Source organism: Blattabacterium cuenoti, assembly GCF_014252095.1.
In the GTDB taxonomy this organism is placed as follows: Bacteria; Bacteroidota; Bacteroidia; order Flavobacteriales; family Blattabacteriaceae; genus Blattabacterium; species Blattabacterium cuenoti_F.
On record NZ_CP059210.1, the window covers coordinates 290,927 to 310,776 of the forward strand.

General features: G+C 30.3%; 18 protein-coding genes and 2 tRNA genes. 10 read left to right on the plus strand and 10 right to left on the minus strand.

Going from position 1 to position 19,850, the window contains the following annotated elements; all coding sequences use genetic code 11:
- Window positions 1–69: 69 nt before the first annotated feature.
- From gyrB to truB, 3 genes are read left to right on the plus strand one after another with little or no spacing between them, the layout of a single operon-like run.
- Window positions 70–2,001, plus strand: coding sequence for a DNA topoisomerase (ATP-hydrolyzing) subunit B (gene gyrB / locus H0H45_RS01395; RefSeq protein WP_185866823.1), 1,932 nt, complete (start codon window positions 70–72; stop codon window positions 1,999–2,001).
- Window positions 2,001–2,849 carry an undecaprenyl-diphosphate phosphatase gene (locus H0H45_RS01400; RefSeq protein ID WP_185866824.1) on the plus strand — a complete coding sequence of 283 codons (849 nt, stop codon included), beginning with the start codon at window positions 2,001–2,003 and terminating at the stop codon, window positions 2,847–2,849. Before gyrB ends, H0H45_RS01400 begins: the two co-directional genes overlap by 1 nt.
- Window positions 2,846–3,526, plus strand: coding sequence for a tRNA pseudouridine(55) synthase TruB (gene truB / locus H0H45_RS01405; RefSeq protein ID WP_185866825.1), 681 nt, complete (start codon window positions 2,846–2,848; stop codon window positions 3,524–3,526). The genes H0H45_RS01400 and truB overlap by 4 nt, the downstream gene beginning before the upstream one ends.
- Here truB and rpsP read toward each other — a convergent pair.
- Window positions 3,523–3,867 carry a 30S ribosomal protein S16 gene (gene rpsP / locus H0H45_RS01410; RefSeq protein WP_185866826.1) on the minus strand — a complete coding sequence of 115 codons (345 nt, stop codon included), beginning with the start codon at window positions 3,865–3,867 and terminating at the stop codon, window positions 3,523–3,525. The two genes, truB and rpsP, sit on opposite strands and share 4 nt — an antisense overlap.
- 181 nt (window positions 3,868–4,048) lie before the next feature.
- On the opposite strand from rpsP, the gene H0H45_RS01415 reads away from it, so the two are divergent.
- From H0H45_RS01415 to H0H45_RS01430, 4 genes are all read left to right on the plus strand, one after another.
- Window positions 4,049–4,119 (plus strand) — tRNA-Gln (locus H0H45_RS01415).
- A gap of 53 nt (window positions 4,120–4,172) precedes the next feature.
- Window positions 4,173–5,555: a dicarboxylate/amino acid:cation symporter gene (locus H0H45_RS01420; RefSeq protein WP_185866827.1), complete on the plus strand. Its 1,383-nt coding sequence runs from the start codon at window positions 4,173–4,175 to the stop codon at window positions 5,553–5,555.
- A 38-nt stretch (window positions 5,556–5,593) separates the two neighbouring features.
- A complete protein-coding gene (locus H0H45_RS01425; RefSeq protein ID WP_185866828.1) occupies window positions 5,594–6,655 on the plus strand; it encodes a diphosphomevalonate/mevalonate 3,5-bisphosphate decarboxylase family protein in 1,062 nt (353 codons plus the stop codon).
- A 38-nt stretch (window positions 6,656–6,693) separates the two neighbouring features.
- A tRNA-His gene (locus H0H45_RS01430) sits at window positions 6,694–6,768 on the plus strand.
- A 6-nt stretch (window positions 6,769–6,774) separates the two neighbouring features.
- On the opposite strand, the gene H0H45_RS01435 is transcribed toward H0H45_RS01430, so the two are convergent.
- Window positions 6,775–7,962, minus strand: coding sequence for a pyridoxal phosphate-dependent aminotransferase (locus H0H45_RS01435; protein WP_185866829.1), 1,188 nt, complete (start codon window positions 7,960–7,962; stop codon window positions 6,775–6,777).
- A gap of 68 nt (window positions 7,963–8,030) precedes the next feature.
- On the opposite strand from H0H45_RS01435, the gene rsmG reads away from it, so the two are divergent.
- Together rsmG and H0H45_RS01445 are read left to right on the plus strand one after the other, a co-directional pair.
- Entirely contained in the window at window positions 8,031–8,642 is a 612-nt protein-coding gene (rsmG, locus tag H0H45_RS01440; RefSeq protein ID WP_185866869.1) for a 16S rRNA (guanine(527)-N(7))-methyltransferase RsmG, read from the plus strand.
- Window positions 8,643–8,659: 17 nt separating this feature from the next.
- Entirely contained in the window at window positions 8,660–9,619 is a 960-nt protein-coding gene (locus H0H45_RS01445) for an amidohydrolase family protein (RefSeq protein WP_185866830.1), read from the plus strand.
- A 19-nt stretch (window positions 9,620–9,638) separates the two neighbouring features.
- Here the strand turns inward: H0H45_RS01445 and lysS are convergent, their stop codons facing one another.
- Window positions 9,639–11,141, minus strand: coding sequence for a lysine--tRNA ligase (lysS, locus tag H0H45_RS01450; RefSeq protein WP_185866870.1), 1,503 nt, complete (start codon window positions 11,139–11,141; stop codon window positions 9,639–9,641).
- A gap of 109 nt (window positions 11,142–11,250) precedes the next feature.
- Here lysS and lipB point away from each other — a divergent pair, with 109 nt between their 5' ends.
- Entirely contained in the window at window positions 11,251–11,952 is a 702-nt protein-coding gene (gene lipB, locus H0H45_RS01455) for a lipoyl(octanoyl) transferase LipB (protein ID WP_185866831.1), read from the plus strand.
- Here the strand turns inward: lipB and mtaB are convergent.
- The 7 genes from mtaB to H0H45_RS01490 all read right to left on the minus strand — a co-directional run bounded on the left by mtaB (window position 11,936) and on the right by H0H45_RS01490 (window position 19,841).
- Complete coding sequence (mtaB, locus tag H0H45_RS01460; protein ID WP_185866832.1) at window positions 11,936–13,264, minus strand: tRNA (N(6)-L-threonylcarbamoyladenosine(37)-C(2))-methylthiotransferase MtaB; 1,329 nt, start codon at window positions 13,262–13,264, stop codon at window positions 11,936–11,938. The genes lipB and mtaB overlap by 17 nt on opposite strands.
- Entirely contained in the window at window positions 13,257–13,892 is a 636-nt protein-coding gene (locus H0H45_RS01465; RefSeq protein WP_185866833.1) for a peroxiredoxin, read from the minus strand. The genes mtaB and H0H45_RS01465 overlap by 8 nt, the downstream gene beginning before the upstream one ends.
- A gap of 126 nt (window positions 13,893–14,018) precedes the next feature.
- The gene (gene dnaG / locus H0H45_RS01470) at window positions 14,019–15,866 is read right to left on the minus strand and encodes a DNA primase (RefSeq protein WP_185866834.1); all 1,848 of its coding nucleotides are present in this window, start codon (window positions 15,864–15,866) and stop codon (window positions 14,019–14,021) included.
- A gap of 34 nt (window positions 15,867–15,900) precedes the next feature.
- On the minus strand, window positions 15,901–16,563 hold the full coding sequence (rpe, locus tag H0H45_RS01475; RefSeq protein ID WP_185866835.1) for a ribulose-phosphate 3-epimerase: 663 nt from the start codon (window positions 16,561–16,563) through the stop codon (window positions 15,901–15,903).
- Window positions 16,564–16,606: 43 nt separating this feature from the next.
- Window positions 16,607–17,407, minus strand: a complete 801-nt coding sequence (locus H0H45_RS01480; RefSeq protein WP_185866836.1) for an enoyl-ACP reductase FabI — start codon at window positions 17,405–17,407, stop codon at window positions 16,607–16,609.
- Between the two features lie 47 nt (window positions 17,408–17,454).
- Entirely contained in the window at window positions 17,455–18,711 is a 1,257-nt protein-coding gene (gene metK / locus H0H45_RS01485; protein ID WP_185866837.1) for a methionine adenosyltransferase, read from the minus strand.
- A 56-nt stretch (window positions 18,712–18,767) separates the two neighbouring features.
- Window positions 18,768–19,841: a bifunctional 3-deoxy-7-phosphoheptulonate synthase/chorismate mutase type II gene (locus H0H45_RS01490; RefSeq protein WP_185866838.1), complete on the minus strand. Its 1,074-nt coding sequence runs from the start codon at window positions 19,839–19,841 to the stop codon at window positions 18,768–18,770.
- Between the last annotated feature and the right edge of the window lie 9 nt (window positions 19,842–19,850).

Consider the following 19,850-nt stretch of genomic DNA (forward strand, 5'->3'; position numbering starts at 1 on the left):
TTTCTATCTTTAAAGATCCTATAAAACTATAAATTTTTATGAAAATAGGAAAAATTTATAAAATGGTTTATGAGTAAAAATACAGATTATACAGCAGATAGCATACAATCTCTAGAAGGGATTGAACACATAAGGCTTAGACCTTCTATGTATATTGGAGACGTGGGGGTTAGAGGATTGCATCATTTAGTATATGAAGTCATAGATAATTCCGTAGATGAATCCTTAGCAGGTTATTGTAATAAAATCTGGGTAACCATTCACAAAAATGGATTTATTACAGTCCTGGATCAGGGCCGTGGAATCCCCATAGATATTCATAAGAAAGAAGGAAAATCTGCTCTGGAAGTAGTCATGACTAAAATAGGAGCGGGTGGAAAATTTGACAAAAACTCCTATAAAGTTTCTGGAGGATTGCATGGAGTAGGGATCTCCTGTGTTAATGCCTTGTCAAAAAGACTTATAGTGACAGTTTATCGTAACGGAAAAGTTTACCAACAAGAATATTTGAGAGGAACACCTATTGATAGGGTCCAATGTTTAGGAAGAACCCATCTTCAAGGAACAAAAATTCATTATCTAGCTGATGATTCTATTTTCAATTCGATCACATATCATTATAAAATATTATCCACACGTTTGAAAGAATTAGCTTTTTTAAATAAAGGATTGCACTTATTTTTAAAAGACGAAAGAAATAATATAGAAGAGCATTTTTTCTCTAAAAATGGATTAAAAGAATACCTTCCTATTCTAGATGAGAATCAAGATCCCTTAACAAGGGACATTATTTTTATTGAAGGAGAAAAAGAAAATACCATAGTAGAAGTAGCCATGCAGTACAATACTTCTTTCAAAGAAAGAATTTATTCTTATGTAAATAATATCAATACTTCGGAGGGAGGGACTCATATTTCTGGATTTCGAAGAGCTTTAACAAGGACATTTAAGAAATATACGGATAGATATGGACTTGTATCTAACAAAGATAATAAAAAAGATAAAGTAGATTTGACGGGAGATGATTTACGAGAAGGTCTTACAGCTATTATATCTGTAAGGATGATGTCCCCTCAATTTGAAGGGCAAACTAAAACAAAATTAAGCAATCACGAAGTAGGAGGAATTGTAGATAAAATTGTGGGAGAGAGGTTATACAGTTATCTAGAAGAAAACCCCAGCGATAGAAAAAAAATTATTGAGAAAGTCATCTTATCGGCTAAAGCACGTCAAGCTGCTAGAAAAGCTCGTGAATTAATACAAAAAAAGAGTCCCATATACAATAGCATTTTACCTGGAAAATTAGCGGATTGTTCTTTCAATAATCCAGAAAATTGTGAAATCTATTTGGTGGAAGGAGATTCTGCAGGGGGAACGGCTAAACAAGGTAGAGATCGTAGCTTTCAAGCTATCTTACCTTTACGAGGGAAAATCCTAAATGTAGAAAAAGCCATGCAATATAAAATACTTGAAAATGAAGAGATTAAAAATATATTCACCTCATTAGGGGTTACTATTGGCACAGAAGAAGATCCAAAAAGTTTAAATATAAAAAAACTTAGATATAATAAAATTATTATTATGACAGATGCAGATATAGATGGGAGTCATATTTCTACTTTGATTTTAACATTGTTCTTTCGTTATATGAAGCCCTTAATAGAAAAAGGAAACATCTATATTGCGACGCCTCCTCTTTATTTAATTAGAAAAGGAAATCATTCTCAATATGCTTGGAGTGATGAGGAAAGAGAAAAAATTCTCCAAAGATTAGGAGGAAGAAAAAAGATCAATATACAACGTTATAAAGGATTAGGAGAAATGAATGCGGAACAACTTTGGGAAACTACTATGAATCCCAAAAAAAGGACCTTACGCAAGGTTTATATAGAAAATTTTTCGGAAGCCGATAAAATATTTTCTATTCTTATGGGAGAGGAAGTCCCTCCACGTAGAAGTTTCATAGAAAAAAATGCCATTCATGCAAAAATTGATGTTTAATGAATTATATTCAATCAATCCTATTAGGGATTATTGAAGGGATTACAGAATTTTTTCCTATTTCTTCTACAGGACATATGATCCTAGTAGCTTCCATTATGGGAATACTAGAGAAAAAGATCACGAAATTATTCCTGATATCTGTTCAACTTGGAGCGGTTTTTTCTGTGGTTTTTTTCTATAGAAGAAAATTTTTTTTTCAAAAAGTAGATTTTTATCTAAAAATTTTTTTAGCTAGTTTTCCCATAGGAATTTTTGGTTTCTTTTTGAATAGAAGAATAAATTTCTTCTTAGGAAATCCACTTATAGTCGCTTTTTTTCTTATTATCGGAGGGATGATTCTTTTGAAAGTGGAAAATGTTTATGGAAAAAATTTAGATAAAAGTAATCATATCAATTATTTTCAAGCTTTTATTATTGGATTATGCCAATGTATGGCTCTGATTCCAGGAATATCTAGAAGTGCTGCGACTATAGCTGCTTGTATGTTACAAAATGTTCATAGAAGAAAGGCTATTGAATTTTCTTTTTTTTTATCTGTTCCGGTTATTTTTATTGCCACATGTAAAAAATTATTTGACTATTATTTTCAATTAACTTCTTTCAGTTTTCCATGGAATTTTCGTATTATTATTCCCATGGAAAAAGAACTTTTTATACAAGAAATCCAGTTTTTGATTATTGGAAATCTAATGGCTTTCATTACAGGAATTCTATCCATAAAATATTTTATAACTTATTTAAAAAGAAATAATTTAAAATTATTCGGATATTATAGAATGATTTTGGGACTTGTCTTTATTGTTATACATTATTTTTTTCAACCGATTGGAAAGTTCAAGTTTTGAAAACTTTATCAGAATCCACATTCGAAAAGGATCAACTTCTATTAATAGATAAACCGTGGGGATGGACTTCTTTTAAAGTGGTGAAAATTATCAGAAAAAAAATTAGGAATTTTCTTGGAAAAAACTTAAAAATAGGACATGCGGGAACTCTAGATCCTCTTTCTACAGGACTTTTAATCATTCTTATAGGGAGAGAATACACAAAAAAAATGGATTTTATTCAAAATTATAAAAAAACTTATACAGGGATTATCAAACTAGGTTGCATTACCCAATCTTTTGATTCAGAAACAGAAGAATATAATTTTTCTTCCACTTCACATATCACCCCTGAACTTGTTCAAGAAATATCTAAAAAATTTAAGGGAGAAATAGATCAATATCCACCATCTTTTTCTGCCTTACGAATGGAAGGAAAACGATTCTACGAATATGCTAGAAAAGGAAAAAAAATAAATCCTATGAAGCCTAGAAAAGTAAAAATTTATAAATTTTATATCTTAAAAATTGGAATTCCCTATATTCAATTTTTTGTAGAATGTGGAAAAGGAACTTATATTCGATCCATTGCTCAAGATTTTGGAACTGCGATAAAAAGCGGAGCCTATCTACTTTCTTTAAGAAGAGAAAGCATAGGTCCTTTCTCTATTAAAAATAGTTATTCTATGGATTTTTAACTTTCAAATAGGTTTTTTTTTGACCAAACATGAAATTTTTGATTGGCATCTTCATCAGTAAATGCGCCCTTTTTAACTCCTTCTAATAAATGTTTTTTTAGTAAAACTCCTTTTTTAGAAAAAATGGATTTTACTGTATCTGTTGGTTGGGCGCCTTTCATTAACCAGGATACAGACTTTTGTATTTTTAATATTGTTGAAGGAGGATCTGTATGAGGATTGTAAGTCCCTAGTTTTTCAATAAATTTTCCATCTCTTGGAGCACGAGAATCAGCTACCACTATATGGTAAATAGGCCTATGTTTTTTCCCAATTCTTTTTAAACGTATTTTAACAGACATAATTAATTCATTATTTTCTAGAAAAAATTTTCTTTATCTTGTAGTCTTAAATAATTTAGTACAAAAATATCGTTTCTTTTATCTTTAAAAAAAAAAACGATGATTTTTTTGTGCCTGAAGTTCGGTTAGCCTTAGGCATAATGGTTTTTGAAAAAAAATGGTATATATTTACATTTTTCATAGACCCGTTGTGTAACGGTAGCACAGCAGATTTTGGTTCTGTTAGTTGGGGTTCGAGTCCCTACGGGTCTGTTACCAAATAATCCTTTGATAGATGTTGAATTTTACAAAATGAGTATTGGAATATGAAAGTAAAAAAAGAAAAAATTTTACTCATAGCATTTTTAAGTGTTTTAGCATATGTGTTTATCCACTTATCAAAATCCTTTTTAGGATTGGATAAATGGACTCTTTGCATGTTTAGATGTTTCGTAATATCTCTGTTCATGTTTTATGCCTTTCTGAAAAAGGACTTAACAACTTGGATCTTGTTATCCATCATCATAGGAATAGAAGTAGGATTAGATCAACCGAAGATTGCTATAGAACTAAGATTTTTATCTCAAATATTTTTGAGAATGATTAAAACTATTATAGCTCCAATATTATTTTCCACTTTAATAGTGGGTATAGCTAGTCACTCTAATATTAAACAATTAGGGAGTATGGGATGGAAATCTCTTCTATATTTCGAAATAGTAACTACTTTAGCCTTATTCATTGGTCTTATTGCTATTAATGTATCTCAAGCAGGAATAGGAATCGTGATGCCTTCAGGAATGACGGAACAGCAATTACCGAAAGTAGAAAGTAAATCTTGGCAAGATACTATTCTTCATGTTTTTCCAGAAAATTTTATTAAATCTATCTATCATGGAGATGTGTTACCTATTGTGGTATTTTCCGTTATTTTTGGTGTATCTATGGTTTTTTTGGATGAAAAAAAACGTAGTCCTCTATTACTCTTTGCAGAGAGTCTTTCAGAGATTATGTTTAAATTCACTAAGATCATCATGTATTTTGCTCCTATAGGAGTAGGATCCGCTATAGCTTATACAGTAGGACATATGGGGTTGGATATATTATATAATCTTTTTCAATTATTATTGACGCTTTATATTGCTTTACTTATATTTTTAATAGTGGTTCTCCTCCCTATTCTTTTATGGATTAAAGTTCCTTTAAGAGGGTTCGTAAAGGCATTAACGGAACCTGTATCCTTAGCGTTTGCTACTACAAGTTCAGAATCTGCCTTACCTCTTCTTATGGAAAATTTAGAAAAATTAGGTGTTCCCAGAAAAATTGTTGCTTTTGTGATTCCTACAGGTTATAGTTTTAATTTAGATGGAACGACTCTTTATTTATCTTTAGCTACTGTGTTTGTAGCACAAGCTTCTGGAATTCCTTTAAGTTTTAGTCAACAAATATTTATAGGTTTAACTTTAATTTTGACTAGTAAAGGGGTGGCTGGAGTTCCAAGAGCTTCTTTAGTAATTCTTTTAGCTACTGTAGCGTCTTTTGGACTACCTACTTGGCCTATATTAGCAATTATAGGAATAGATGAATTGATGGATATGGCTCGTACTACTGTAAATGTTATAGGAAATGGATTGGCAAGTTGTGTCATTGCTCGTTCAGAAGGAGAATTAGACGATAAAAAAATGTTAGATTATATAAAAAAAACGTGAGAACTAGAACTCCCGGTTAAGGAATTAAATCGTATTTTTTGAAGAAAAGTTGTTTTTTTTATAAAAAAAAAAAATATTCTCTAGTTACAAATGGAGTAGTTACGAAAAAAAGTCCTTCTAATATCGCTCTAATCAAATACTGGGGAAAACACAAAAATAAAATTCAAATTCCGTCTAATTCATCTATTAGTTATTCTCTAGGAAAGGTTTATACAGAAACACGATTAATTTATCATTTGAGAGAAAAAAAAAAGAGATCGATAAGAATTTTCTTTTCTGGAAAAGAAAATTCTAGTTTTCTTCCAAAAATTTTGGAATTTTTTCATAGGATTTCACTTTATTGTTCTTATTTACGAGATTACAATTTTGTAATAGAAACAAAAAACACTTTTCCACACAGTAGTGGAATAGCTTCTTCTGCTTCCTCCATGAGTGCTTTAGCTTTATGTATCATGGAAATAGAAAAAAAATTAGTTTCTTCTTTAGAAAAAGATTTTTTCTTAAGAAAAGCTTCTTTTTTAGCCAGATTGGGTTCTGGAAGTGCCTGTAGATCTATATATCCTGGACTTGTTGTTTGGGGGGGGCATAAATCCATCCAGGGAAGTAATAATCTTTATGCTATCCCTTATCCCTATAAAATACATCCCATTTTTACAAAAATGGGAGACGCTATTTTAGTAATAGATGAATATCCTAAAAAAATTTTGAGTTCAAAAGGACATCAACTCATGATTAACCACCCTTATGCTAAAGAAAGATTTAAATGTGCTAATAAAAATATGGATAGACTAATATCCATATTAAAAATGGGGGATGTACAAGAATTTGGAGAATTAATAGAACATGAAGCTTTGACGCTACATGCCCTGATTATGACTTCTCATCCCTATTCCTTATGGATGAAACCGAATACACTTCACGTGCTTTATAAAGTATGGGATTTTAGAAAACAAAGCAAAAAAAATATCTATTTTACACTAGATGCAGGAGCAAATGTTCACCTTTTATATCCTATTCAAGAAATAGTTTCCATCAGAAAATGGATATATAGTGATCTTTTTTCTTATTGTAAAAAAATTATCGAAAGTTTTTGTCAATAAATGGATTGATTGTCATATCTTTGTTATGACCAGAAATGGTGGGCGTAGCTCAGTTGGTTTAGAGCATCAGATTGTGGTTCTGAGGGGCGCCGGTTCGAATCCGGTCGTCCACCCATTCATTACATTAATGTTTTTTTTATTCTTGTTAAAGCCTCTATAATTTTCTTCTCTGTGGAAGCATAAGAAATTCGTAAACACTCCTTATCTCCGAAAGCACTTCCGCTAACAGTAGCCACTTGAGCTTTTTCAAGTAAAAAGTCAGATAAATCGTCAGAATTTTGAATAATTCTTCCATAAAATTTTTTTCCAAAAAGATCTGAAACCTTTGGAAAAACATAAAAAGCGCCATGTGGTTCATTTATCTGAAATCCATGAATCTCTTTTATCATTTTCAAAACTAAATCTCTTCTTTTTTTAAACTCCTTGATCATATATTTGATTTCATTGGGAGAAGCTTGTAATGCAGAAATGGCTGCACGTTGTGCAATAGAATTAGCACAAGAAGTTATTTGTCCCTGTATTTTATCACAAGACTTAGCAATCCATTCTGGGGCTCCAATATATCCAATTCTCCATCCAGTCATAGAGAAAGCTTTAGATAAACCATTTAAGGTGATGACTTGATTATGGATATCAGAAAAAATAGCAATACTGGTATGTTTTTCTTCGTAACAAATATGTTCATAAATTTCATCAGAAAGAATAAGGATTTTCGGATGTTTCTTAAAAATTTCTGCTAAATTTTTTAATTCTTTATAGGAGTAAACACTTCCTGTAGGATTACAAGGTGTACTAAAAATAAATAATTTTGTTTGAGGTGTAATAGCTTCTTTTAACTGTTTTGGATGAATTTTAAAATTTTTTTTCATAGTTGTTGGAATGATAACAGGAGAGGCTTCACACAATTTGACCATCTGGTAATAACTCACCCAATAAGGAGCAGGAATAATCACTTCATCGTTTCGATTAAGTAAAGATAAAAGGACATTCATAATAGATTGTTTTCCCCCAGTAGAAACAATAATCTGAGACGGAAAGTATTTCAATCCATTATCACGAGAAAATTTTTTGCATATTGTTTCTCTAAGTTCTAAATATCCGGATACTGGAGTATAGTAATGATAACCTTCATCAATAGCCTTTTTAGCCGCGTCTAAAACAAAATCCGGTGGAGAAAAATCAGGTTCTCCCAAACTTAAGTTGATAATGTCATATCCTTTATTTTTTAATTCTCTAGCTTTCATAGACATAGCTAGCGTTTGCGAATAAGATATATTTTGCAAACGGTGGGATAATCTATTTTTCATAGATGGATAATTTGAAATGATTACAAATCTAAATAAATTTGATTATAAATTTTGATTCCTCTATCAATATGGAATTGATTCAAAAATATTTTCCAGATCTATTGGATCAACAAATATATAAATTGTCTTCTCTAAAAAAATTATATGCATATTGGAATGCTTATGTAAATCTTATTTCTCGAAAAACATTCCACAATTTTTATCAACAACATGTTCTTTTTTGTTTAGGAATTGCTAAAGTTTTTACTTTTTTTCCTGGATCATATGTTATGGACTTAGGAACAGGAGGAGGGTTTCCAGGGATCCCTTTATCCATAGTTTTTCCTCATACAGAATTTATATTAGTGGATTCTATTAGTAAAAAAATTAAAATCGTAGAAAAAATCATATATAATCTGAACATAAAAAATGCGTATACTATTTGTATACGTGCAGAAAAATTGGAAAATAAATTTGATTTTGTGGTTAGCAGAGCTGTAGCAAAAATATCCAAAATTCATAATTGGATCAAAAATAAATTTAGATGTCCATCTATTCATAATGGAGCCTTATATCTAAAAGGAGGAGACCTTTCTGAAGAATTAAAAAAATTTCCTCATGCGGTAGAATATCCTCTAATTAATTATTTTAGAGAACCATTTTTTAAAACAAAAAAAGTTATTTGGATTTCCAATATTTAAGATTGAACTCAATTAAAATGAATCCTAAAAAAATTTTTATTGAAAAAGTAAAACAAAAAGGAGGATGGGTGAATGCTCATGCTCACTTGGACAGAGCTTATACTCTCACAAAAAAAAATTTTAAATACTCTTATTTTTCTCTGAAAAAAAAATGGTATTTAGTTGATGAAATGAAACGTTTAGCTACAGAAGAGGACATTTATATTCGTATGGAAAAAGCTTTGGAATACTTTTTAATACAAGGAACACAAGCTTTATGTACTTTTATTGATGTGGATGAAGTTATTGAAGACAGAGTATTAAAAGCCGCTAATAAATTGAGAAATAATTATGGTCGTTCGATACATCTTCGTTTTGCTAATCAAGTTCTTAAAGGAGTTTTAGATAAAAGATCTAAATATTGGTTCGATCAATCTTTAGAATTTGTGGATATTATTGGTGGATTACCCGCTAAAGATTATGGAAGAGAAGATGAACATCTCGATATTTTATTAAAAACAGCTAAAAAAAAGGGAAAGTTAGTACATGTCCATGTAGATCAATTTAATACGGATGAGGAAAAAGAAACTGAACAACTAGCAAAAAAAACTATTGAATATGGCCTTCAAGGAAAAGTAGTAGCCATACATAGTATTTCTTTAGCAGCACATACTAGAAAATATCGTTATGAAATTTACAAATTAATGAAAAGAGCTAATTTAATGGTAATATCTTGTCCTATTGCTTGGATTGATCATACTAGAAGTGAACGTTTAACTCCCAGTCATAATTCTATTACTCCAGTAGATGAAATGCTTCCTGAAGGAATTATAGTGGCTTTTGGAACCGATAATATCTGTGATATATACAAACCTTTTTCTGATGGAAATCTTTGGATAGAATTACGTGTGATGTTAGAAGCATGTCATTATTATGACATAGACCATTTGGTTAAAATCGCTACGGAAAATGGATTAAAAGTATTAGGATTGAAATAGAGAATTCCTATTCTCTACTTCACTTTTTTTCTGGACGCATTTGCGGAAAAAGCAAAACATCTTGGATAGAATTTTGTTTTGTAAATAACATCACCAATCGGTCTATTCCAATTCCAATTCCTGCTGTAGGAGGCATTCCAAATTCTAAAGCACGTATAAAATCTTTATCCAAAAACATAGATTCCTTTTTTTCTGAAAATTTAATTTGTTCTTGAAAACGATCAAGTTGATCTATAGGATCATTAAGTTCTGAATAGGCATTAGCAATTTCTTGTCCATGGATAATAAGTTCAAAACGTTCTGATAGATTTTTTTGATCACGATGTCTTTTAGTTAAAGGACTCATTTCTACAGGATAATCAATAATAAAAGTAGGATTTTTGTAATGTTTTTCACATTTTTCTTCAAAAATGTTTTCAATCAGTTTTCCTTTTTTCATCTGTGAATTTTCCTCTATATGCAATTTTTTACAAACTTTTCTTAATTCCTCTTCTTCCATTTCTCTAAGATCAAATCCAGTATGTGTTTGAATAGCATCCAATATAGGGATACGAGGAAACGGGGTTTGAAAACTAATAGAATCGTTTTCTATTAAAATGTCCTTAAAATTTTTTCTCACTTGATGGAAAATCCACTTCAGAAGTTTTTCTGTAAAATTCATCATCCAGTAATAATCTTTATAAGCTACATAGAGTTCTAGTACAGTAAATTCTGGATTATGAAGACGATCCATCCCCTCATTTCTAAAATTTTTTGAAAATTCATAAACTCCGTGAAACCCACCAATGATGAGTCTTTTCAAATAAAGTTCATTAGCTATACGTAAATACAATGGAATCCCAAGAGAATTATGATAGGTAACGAAAGGACGAGCTACGGCACCACCAGGAATAGATTGTAGAATAGGAGTATCTACTTCTAAATAACCTTTATCATCCAGAAAATTTCTGATTTCTCGTATTATATGAGTGCGCTTTAAAAAAATTTCTTTTACATGATCATTCACAATAAGATCTACATAACGCATACGATAACGTTGTTCTTTATTGGAAAAAGCATCATATATTTTTTTGTTTTTATCCACTTTGACTTGAGGTAACGGCCGTAAAGATTTAGAAAGTAAAGTTAATTTATGGACATGGATAGTAATTTCATTCATTTTAGTTTTAAATAAAAACCCTTGAACTCCAATAATATCTCCTATATCTATAAGTTTTTTTAAAAGAATATTGTAGGACTTTTCTTTTCCTATTTTTTCTGAATCAAAATGATTCTTTTTAAAGTATATTTGGATACGTCCTGTATGGTCTTGAATTTCTCCAAAAGAAGCCTTTCCTAAAATCCGCAAACGGATTAAACGTCCAGCTATACTAATGGGTCCCTTTTCTGTAAAATTCTCTTGTATATTAATAATGGGAATTGTTATTCTATATTCATTTGATGGATAAGGATTTAAACCTAATAATTTTAATTCTTTTAATTTTTTTCTACGTATAATTTGTTGTTCTGATAAATTTTGCATAAAAAAAGCCTTATTCATTTCATGCAGAGTTCCGGACGTGATAGTTATAAACCAGACGAAGGTACATTTGTTTTTTTGATTATATTAAATAAATTTTTAATAAAAAGCGATGAAAAAAAAAATCCTCTTTTTTGAGGACTTAGGAATGAAAGGATATAAAGAAACTTGGGAATATCAAAAAATATTGTTTAATAACCTGATCCAAAGAAAAGGAAAAAATAAACATTTTCAAAAAGAAAAACCTGGATATTTGCTATTTGTAGAACACCCCCATGTATATACTATAGGTAAAAATGGAAAAAATAAACATTTATTAGTCTCCTCTGATTTTTTAAAAAAAATAGGGGCGGAATTTTATCAAATCGATAGAGGAGGAGATATCACTTATCATGGTCCTGGGCAACTGGTTGCATATCCAATTTTAAATCTGGATGATTTTTTTACAGATCTTCATAAATACTTACGTTTTTTGGAAGAAGTGATTATCCATTTTTTATTAAAAAATTATGGAATAAAAGGAGAGAGAGAGAAAGGACAAACAGGAGTTTGGTTAATAAAAAATGGAATATATAGGAAAATATGTGCGATAGGAATCAGAATGAGTCGTTGGGTTACTATGCATGGTTTTGCTCTAAATGTAAATACAGATTTACGATATTTTGATCATATCATTCCTTGTGGAATTTTCAATAAAGAAGTAACTTCCTTAAAGAAAGAATTAAAAAATCATCTCTCATTTTCAGAGGTGAAACATCTAGTAAAAAAATCTTTTCAAGAAATTTTTAATGTAGAATTCATTCATCCTCTATAATAGATTTAGCTATCATGACTCCATCTTGATCTACTTTCGTTAGAAGCACATCTTGGACTGTATTTACCCATAAGGGATTCGAATCTATTTTTGTTCGAATATAATTTTCCGTATATCCATATAAATATTCATGATTCACAGAATTTTTCTCAAACAAAACGGTTTTTTTCGTATGAATCTGTTTTTCACAAAAAGAACGATATTTTTGTTTGGAAAGATTTCTTAATATGATTTTCCGTTTTTTTTTTACTTCTGGAGAGACCTGTTTCTGTATGGTAAAAGATTTTGTATTTGGTCTTTGAGAATAGGGAAATATATGTAGAGAAGAAATCTCTAATTTTTTCAAAAAATGATAAGTTTCTAAAAAATGTTCATGTTTTTCTCCAGGAAATCCAACAATGATATCTGAACCTATATAAGCATCCGGGATCAAATTACGGATGTATTGGACTTTTTCTTGATAAAGCTCTCGTCTATAACGTCTCTGCATTTTTCCCAATATATAATTACTTCCAGATTGCAAAGGAATATGAAAATGAGGCATAAAAAGCCTGCTTTTCGATAAAAATTCAATACATTTCTCTTTCAATAAATTAGGTTCTATTGAAGATAAACGTATTCTTCCCTTTTCTTTTATTTGATCTATAGCCTGTATTAAATCAAAAAATGTATAGGAACGACCTGGATGGTTTCCATCTATCTTTTTTCCATAGTCTCCAATATTTATTCCTGTTAAAACTATCTCTTTTATCCCTTTTTTAAAAAGAACCCTTATATTTTTCAATATATTTTCCATACTCTCAGAACGAGAAAAACCTCTGGAAATGGGAATGAGACAATAACTACACTTGTAATCACATCCATCCTGAATTTTAAAAAAAGAACGAGTCCTATCTCCAATAGAATAAGAGGAAAAATAAGAATTTGTTTCCTTTGAAATAATTTTTGCAGGATTCTTTTTGAAGAAATTTACTTGATCAAGATAATCTATTATTTGAAATTTTTCTTTCATCCCCAAAACTAAATCTACACCGGGAAAGGAAGAAATTTCTTTAGGATGAACTTGAGCATAACATCCTATCGCTATAATAAAAGCTTTTGCATTTTTTTTCATAAAAAAACGCACTATATACTTGAAATCTTTCTCTGCATTTTCAGTGACAGAACAAGTATTTATCACATAAATGTCTGCGACCCTCTTGAAAGAGACAAGTTCATAATTTGAATTCGAAAATTTTCTTTCTATAGTAGAAGTCTCTGCGTAATTTAATTTGCATCCTATTGTATAAAATGCTATTTTTTTTCTATTCATCTGAAGATGAATAGAAATCTAAAAGTCCACGATGACTAGCCTGAATAGCTCTTTTTCCCTTTATCCAGTTTGCTGGACAAACTTCTCCACTTTTCTCATAATACTGAAGTGCGTCTATCATCCGAATGGCTTCATGGACATTCCTACCTAAAGGAAAGTCATTGATTAAAATATGTCGGATGATTCCTTTTTTGTCTATTAAAAATAAACCTCTATAAGCAATAAGCTCTCCAGTAGATTTTAACTCTTCCTTATCGAAAATCCAATCTCCAGATAAAACCCCATAGTTATGGGATATGGTTTTATTTATGTCAGAAACAAGAGGATAATTGACTCCATATATTCCTCCTTTTTCTTTTTGGATTTGCAACCATGCCCAGTGGGATTGTTCTGTATCCGTAGATATCGCAATAATTTGCACATTTCTTGATTCAAAATCCTTCATTTTTTCTTGAAAGGCATATAGTTCTGTGGGACAGACAAAAGTAAAATCCTTGGGATAGAAAAAAAGCAAGACATATTTACTTCCCTGAAACTTTTCTAAAGTAAAATTTTTTACAATATCTTTTCCATTCAATACCGCGCTAGCTATAAAATTAGGCGCTTTCTTTGCAATTAATGTATTCATTTCTCGATATTTTATATGCACGAATTTACCAAAATTCTTATAAGAATCCAAAATAAATTAAAAGGGGTTTTTTTATTTTCTATATCTTACTAATGTCTATATTATACAAGGATTAGGCCATTTTTTTTATACATATCTATGTAACTTTTTATTAAGTTCGTTTTTTAAATTTGTTAAATACATGATTTTCTTTAGAATCATTTGATTCTTCTCCCTTCTAATTTCTTTCTGAAAATTACGAATTTCTTGTTGAATTAATTTCAAAATATATTGGGTTTTATATCTCAATAAAATGTCCATGAGATATCGATCTATGTTTTCTTCTTTGGAAGAAACTTCAATTCCTTTTCTTTTCCATTGAGATAATGAATAAGATTTTTTATTTTTTTCATATTTTACAAAAAAAGAAGGGTTTTTTCCTATATTTTCTTTTTGCAAACAGATTTTATTAAATATTTTTTGATGAGAATCCAAAGAAAAACGAAAATTATAGTCTTGAAAAGTATGGAATATTTCTTCGAAAACAGTGGTAGGAGTATGGGTCCCTTCTTTTTTAAACATTTTATTCCCATAATTCAAAATCAACTGAATCAATTCTTTTTCAAGAAAAATAAGAGTATTATTTCTTTCTAAATTAAGTAGAATTTGGTGATGATCAATCTTTTTATATAGTTTTTTTTTCTTATTTATTCGTTCCAATTCAGAAATTAAAACTTCTTGACGAAGTTGGAATAACTTAGAAGTTTCTTGGATGTATAATTCTCTTTGAAGAAGATTGGGGATTTTTGAAATACTCTTCAAAATATTCAAAACTAAAAAGGATTTTTTCATGGGATCATCTTGGTGAAATTTTTCATATATTTTTTTTTTGAAAGAAATAAAATGATAACTTTTTTTTCCTAAAAACTCTCTTAATTGAGAAGAAGAATATTTTTTAGCCAAAAAATCTGGATCTTCTCCGTTAGAAAAAAATAATATCCGTAGATCCATTTCTTGTTCCAAGATCATATTAATCACTCTTAAAGAAGCTTGAATTCCAGAACGATCTCCATCATAAAAAAGAACGATAGATTTCGTGAATCTCTTGATTAACAAGATTTGATTTATGGTTAGTGAAGTTCCAGAGGATGAAACGACATTTTTTATTCCAGATTGATGTAGAGAAAGGACATCTGTATATCCTTCTACTAAATAACAAAGGTCCTCTTTTAAAATATTTTTTTTAGCTTGAAATAAACCATACAAAATTTTACCTTTTTGAAAAATATCGTTTTCGGATGAATTTAAATATTTAAGAGAACGTGAAGAATTATCAATTTTCCTACCTCCAAACCCTATAACTCTTCCTGATAGATCATGTATGGGAAACATCACTCTTTTACGAAAACAGTCAAAATGATTAGATCTTTTGAATCCAGTAAGACCAGATTTTTTTAAATCCTGTATTTGAAACCCTTTTTTTAAAGCGGTTTCCGTAAATTTTGTCCAAGAGGAAAGTGCAAAACCTAATTCAAATTGATGAATTATTTTCATATTAAGACCTCTTTGTTTCATCAAATAAATCAATCCTTTTTCTTGACCTTCTTTTGTTTCAGATAATTGTTTCATGAAAAAATATTTGGCATAATCTTGTATTAAGTATAAATTTTCATGATCTTTTTTCCTAAAAAATGTATTCTTCTTTTCTTCCTGAATTTTAATATCATACTTTTTAGCTAAATAATGTAATGATTCTACATAAGTATAATTTTCGTGTTCCATAAGAAAAGTGATAATATTCCCCCCTTTTCCAGAACTGAAATCCTTCCATATTTTTTTTATAGGAGAAACTATTAGAGACGGAGTTTTTTCATTGGAAAAGGGACTAAGTCCTCTATAATTTAATCCGCTTTTTTTTAAAGAAATAAAATCTCCAATGACTTCTTCTATACAAGAAACGGAAAATATTTTTTTTATAGTTTCTTTAGATATCATGATCTCTTACTGTTACTGATAGAGATAGACTAAATTAAGTTTTTCCAAATTTCATTCTATGAATCATTTTTTTTGGATTGTCATTAGAAAAAATAGTAGTTCCTGCTACTAAGATATCCGCTCCATTTTTGAATAATAAAGAAGCATTTTCTAAATTCACCCCACCATCCACTTCTATAAGCGCAGAAGAATGTTTTTTTAAGATTAAATCTTTAGTATCTTCTAGTTTTTGATAGGTTTTCTTGATAAATTTTTGTCCACTAAATCCAGGATTGACGCTCATTAACAAAACGAAATCTATATCTTGAATAAGATCTTGTAAAAGATAAACTGGAGTGTGAGGATTGACTGCTATTCCCACTTTCATTCCAGATTCTTTAATAGAAAAAATAGTCCTGTTTAAATGAATACAAGCTTCATAATGAATATGTAAGTGATCTGCTCCACATGCTTTAAATTGTTCTATGTAGCGTTCCGGTTGCATAATCATTAAATGAACATCCATGGGTTTATTTTTATTTGCATATTTTTTGACGTATTTGACAAAGGAGCTCCCAAAAGAAATATTAGAAACAAAAGAGGAATCCATAATATCAATGTGGTACCAATCCGCTTCACTTTCATTCAACATTTTTATATCACGATATAAAAAGGCCAAATCTGCTGAAAGTAGAGATGGAGCAATAATTCTTTTCATATGATATTTTTTTTAGATATTCTTTCTCAAAGAATAGGAGGAATCATGAAATCATCGTTTCACTAATGCCTGTATTAGAAAAACCTCCATCATGATACAAATTTTGCATCGTCACTTTTTTTGTCAAATCAGAAAAAAGTGTAATGATATAGTTTGCACAATCTTGTGCAGAAGCGTTTCCTAAAGGGGATATTTTTTCAGATAAAAGAAAAAATTTTTGAAACTCCTTAATAGACGTTGCTGCTTTAGTTATAGTCGGGGATTGTGAAACTGTATTTACCCGAACTTTTTTTTTCACTCCCCAATGATAACCAAAATTCCGTGTAATGCTTTCCAGATAGGACTTATAATCAGACATATCTCCATAATGAGGAAAACTCCGTTGAGAAGCAATATATGTGAGAGCGACTATAGATCCCCATTTGTTCATCGCGTTTTTCTCCCATGCTGTTTGCATGATTTTGTGATAGGATACGGCAGATATTTCCCAACCTTTTTTCAAGAATTCATAGTTAAGAGATGTATAAGAACATCCTTTTCGAATATTTATAGACATAGCTATGGAATGCAAAAGAAAATCGATTTTTCCTCCAAAATGATCTAAAGTTTTATCAAACAAAAAATTAAGATCCGTAATAGAAGTAGCATCTGCCGGAATCACTCTAGATTTTGTTTTATGAGATAATTCATGAATTTTCCCCATTCTCAAAGAGGCAGGAGTATTGGTTAAAATAAAAGAGGCCTTTTCTTCATAAGCACGTTCTGCTACTTTCCAAGCAATAGAATTCTCATCCAAAGCACCAAATATAATTCCTTTTTTTCCCTTCAATAAATTGTAAGACATAGTGAAATGAAAAATTTAACTAAAAATACCTATTTTTTTTTGAAGAATTATTCCATGTTAAAAACTTCTTTGATCACAGGCAAATAATCTAATTTTTCCCAGGTAAACAGTTCGACTTCTTGTTTTTTTTGATGACCTTCTATATCCGAAAAACATTTCCATACTTTTCTTGGTTTTTTCCCCATATGTCCATATACAGCTGTTTCTTCATATATTGGTTGACCTAATTTTAATCTTTTTGTGATAGCATAAGGACGTAAATCAAAAATTTTTTGGATCTTTACTACAATATCTTCATCAAGAAGTTCTCTTTTAGAGGTCCCATAAGTATTTACATAAATCCCCATAGGTTCAGAAACTCCAACTGCATAGGAGATTTGTATCAACAATTCATCTGCAATTCCTGCTGCTACAAGATTTTTAGCGATATGTCTAGCCGCATAAGCTCCAGATCTATCCACTTTAGAAGGATCTTTTCCAGAAAAGGCTCCTCCCCCATGAGCCCCTTTCCCTCCATAAGTATCCACAATGATTTTTCTTCCGGTCAGTCCAGTATCTCCATGAGGTCCTCCAGTAACAAATTTCCCTGTAGTATTTATGTAATATTTTGTTCTATTCGTAAATAATTTTTTGATCTCCTTAGAGAAGAGATTCTTGACTCTTGGAATCAAAATATTTTTAATATCTTGAACTATTCTTTCTTGCATTCTTTCTTTTGTATCGAATTCATCATGTTGAGTTGAAATAACAATCGCGTGAATATGTATAGGGACATTCTTATCCGAATATTCTAAAGTTACTTGAGATTTAGCATCTGGACGTAAATAAGGCATTTTTTCTCCTTCATTTCGTATAGAAGAAAGTTCCCTTAGGAGATGATGTGACATTTCTAATGATAAAGGCATATAATTTTCTGTTTCCTTAATAGCGTATCCAAAAACAATTCCTTGATCTCCAGCTCCTTGATTTTCTTTTTCCAAACTTTTTATTCCCTGTAATAGATCCATAGACTGTTCTTGAATAGCAGAAAGTATTCCACAAGAATCAGCATTGAACCTGTATTCATTTTTAGTATATCCAATTTTTCTCAGAAGATCACGAGCTATTTTCTGAACATTGACATAAATTTTAGAATGTACTTCTCCAGATAAGATGATTTGTCCTGTGGTCACTAAAGTTTCTATAGCGACTTTTGCTTCTGGATCATATGCTAAAAAATGATCTAATATAGCATCCGATATCTGGTCTGAAATTTTATCAGGATGTCCCTCTGAAACAGATTCGCTAGTGAATAAATAAGCCATTTTTTTTCTTTGATGACGGATTTTTTAACTTTTTTTTTCCTTCATCCATTCTAAAATCAGATTCTATTTTGAATATTGATGGATTCTTGATGCAAGAGTTTGAAAACCCCTTCAAGGAGTTCTTCCGAGATCCCTAAATTTTTACCTAATTTTAGATATTTTTTCATAATAGAATCCCATCTATTTGGTTGAAAAATCGTTATATCTTCGGATTTCTTAAATGTTCCTAATTTTTTTGAAATTTTCATTCTTTTTGCTAAGAGAGCAATAAGATTTTCATCTATTTCATCAATAAATATTCTTAAAGAATCTAAATGATTCTGATGTGTCTCATGATTAGAACCGGTCAACTGTTTTAACAGTTCTAAAAGTTTTTCCGGAGTAATCTGTTGTTGAGCATCACTCCAGGCATGATCTGGATCACAATGACTTTCTATCATCAATCCATCATATTTAAAATAATGATAAGCAGTTTTTGCAATATCTAAAATTCCTTCTTTATTTCCACAAATATGTGAAGGATCACATATCACAGGAATTCTAGGGAGAATATTCCTAAAACTGAACAAAAGATTCCAATTCGGTTGATTACGGTATTTCGAGGTTTTATAAGTGTAAAAACCACGGTGAATCACACCTAACTTTCTTATCCCTTTTCCTAACAAACGTTCTAAAGCTCCTATCCACAATTCTATATCTGGATGTATAGGATTTTTTACTAAAATAATTTGATCTTCTTTTCCTTCTAGAGAATCTGCTATCTCTTGAACCGTAAATGGACTGGCCGTACTTCTTGCTCCTATCCAAAGAACATCTATATCAAAAGATAACGCCAATTTTACATGTTCTGCATTAGCTATTTCTGTAGCGACCATTAACCCTGTACGTTTTTTTACATTATTTAGCCATTTAAGTCCCCGTTCCCCTATTCCTTCAAAATTATTTGGTCTAGTTCTAGGTTTCCATATTCCTGCTCTAAATACTTGAACATAGGATGGATCTAACTTTTTAGCTGTTTCCATTATTTGTTGTTCACTCTCTGCACTACAAGGACCAGATATGGTTAGAGGTTTATCAAATTTTTCAATCCAAGACCTGTCTATACTATTATTCAGAATATCTTTTTCCATCACAATACA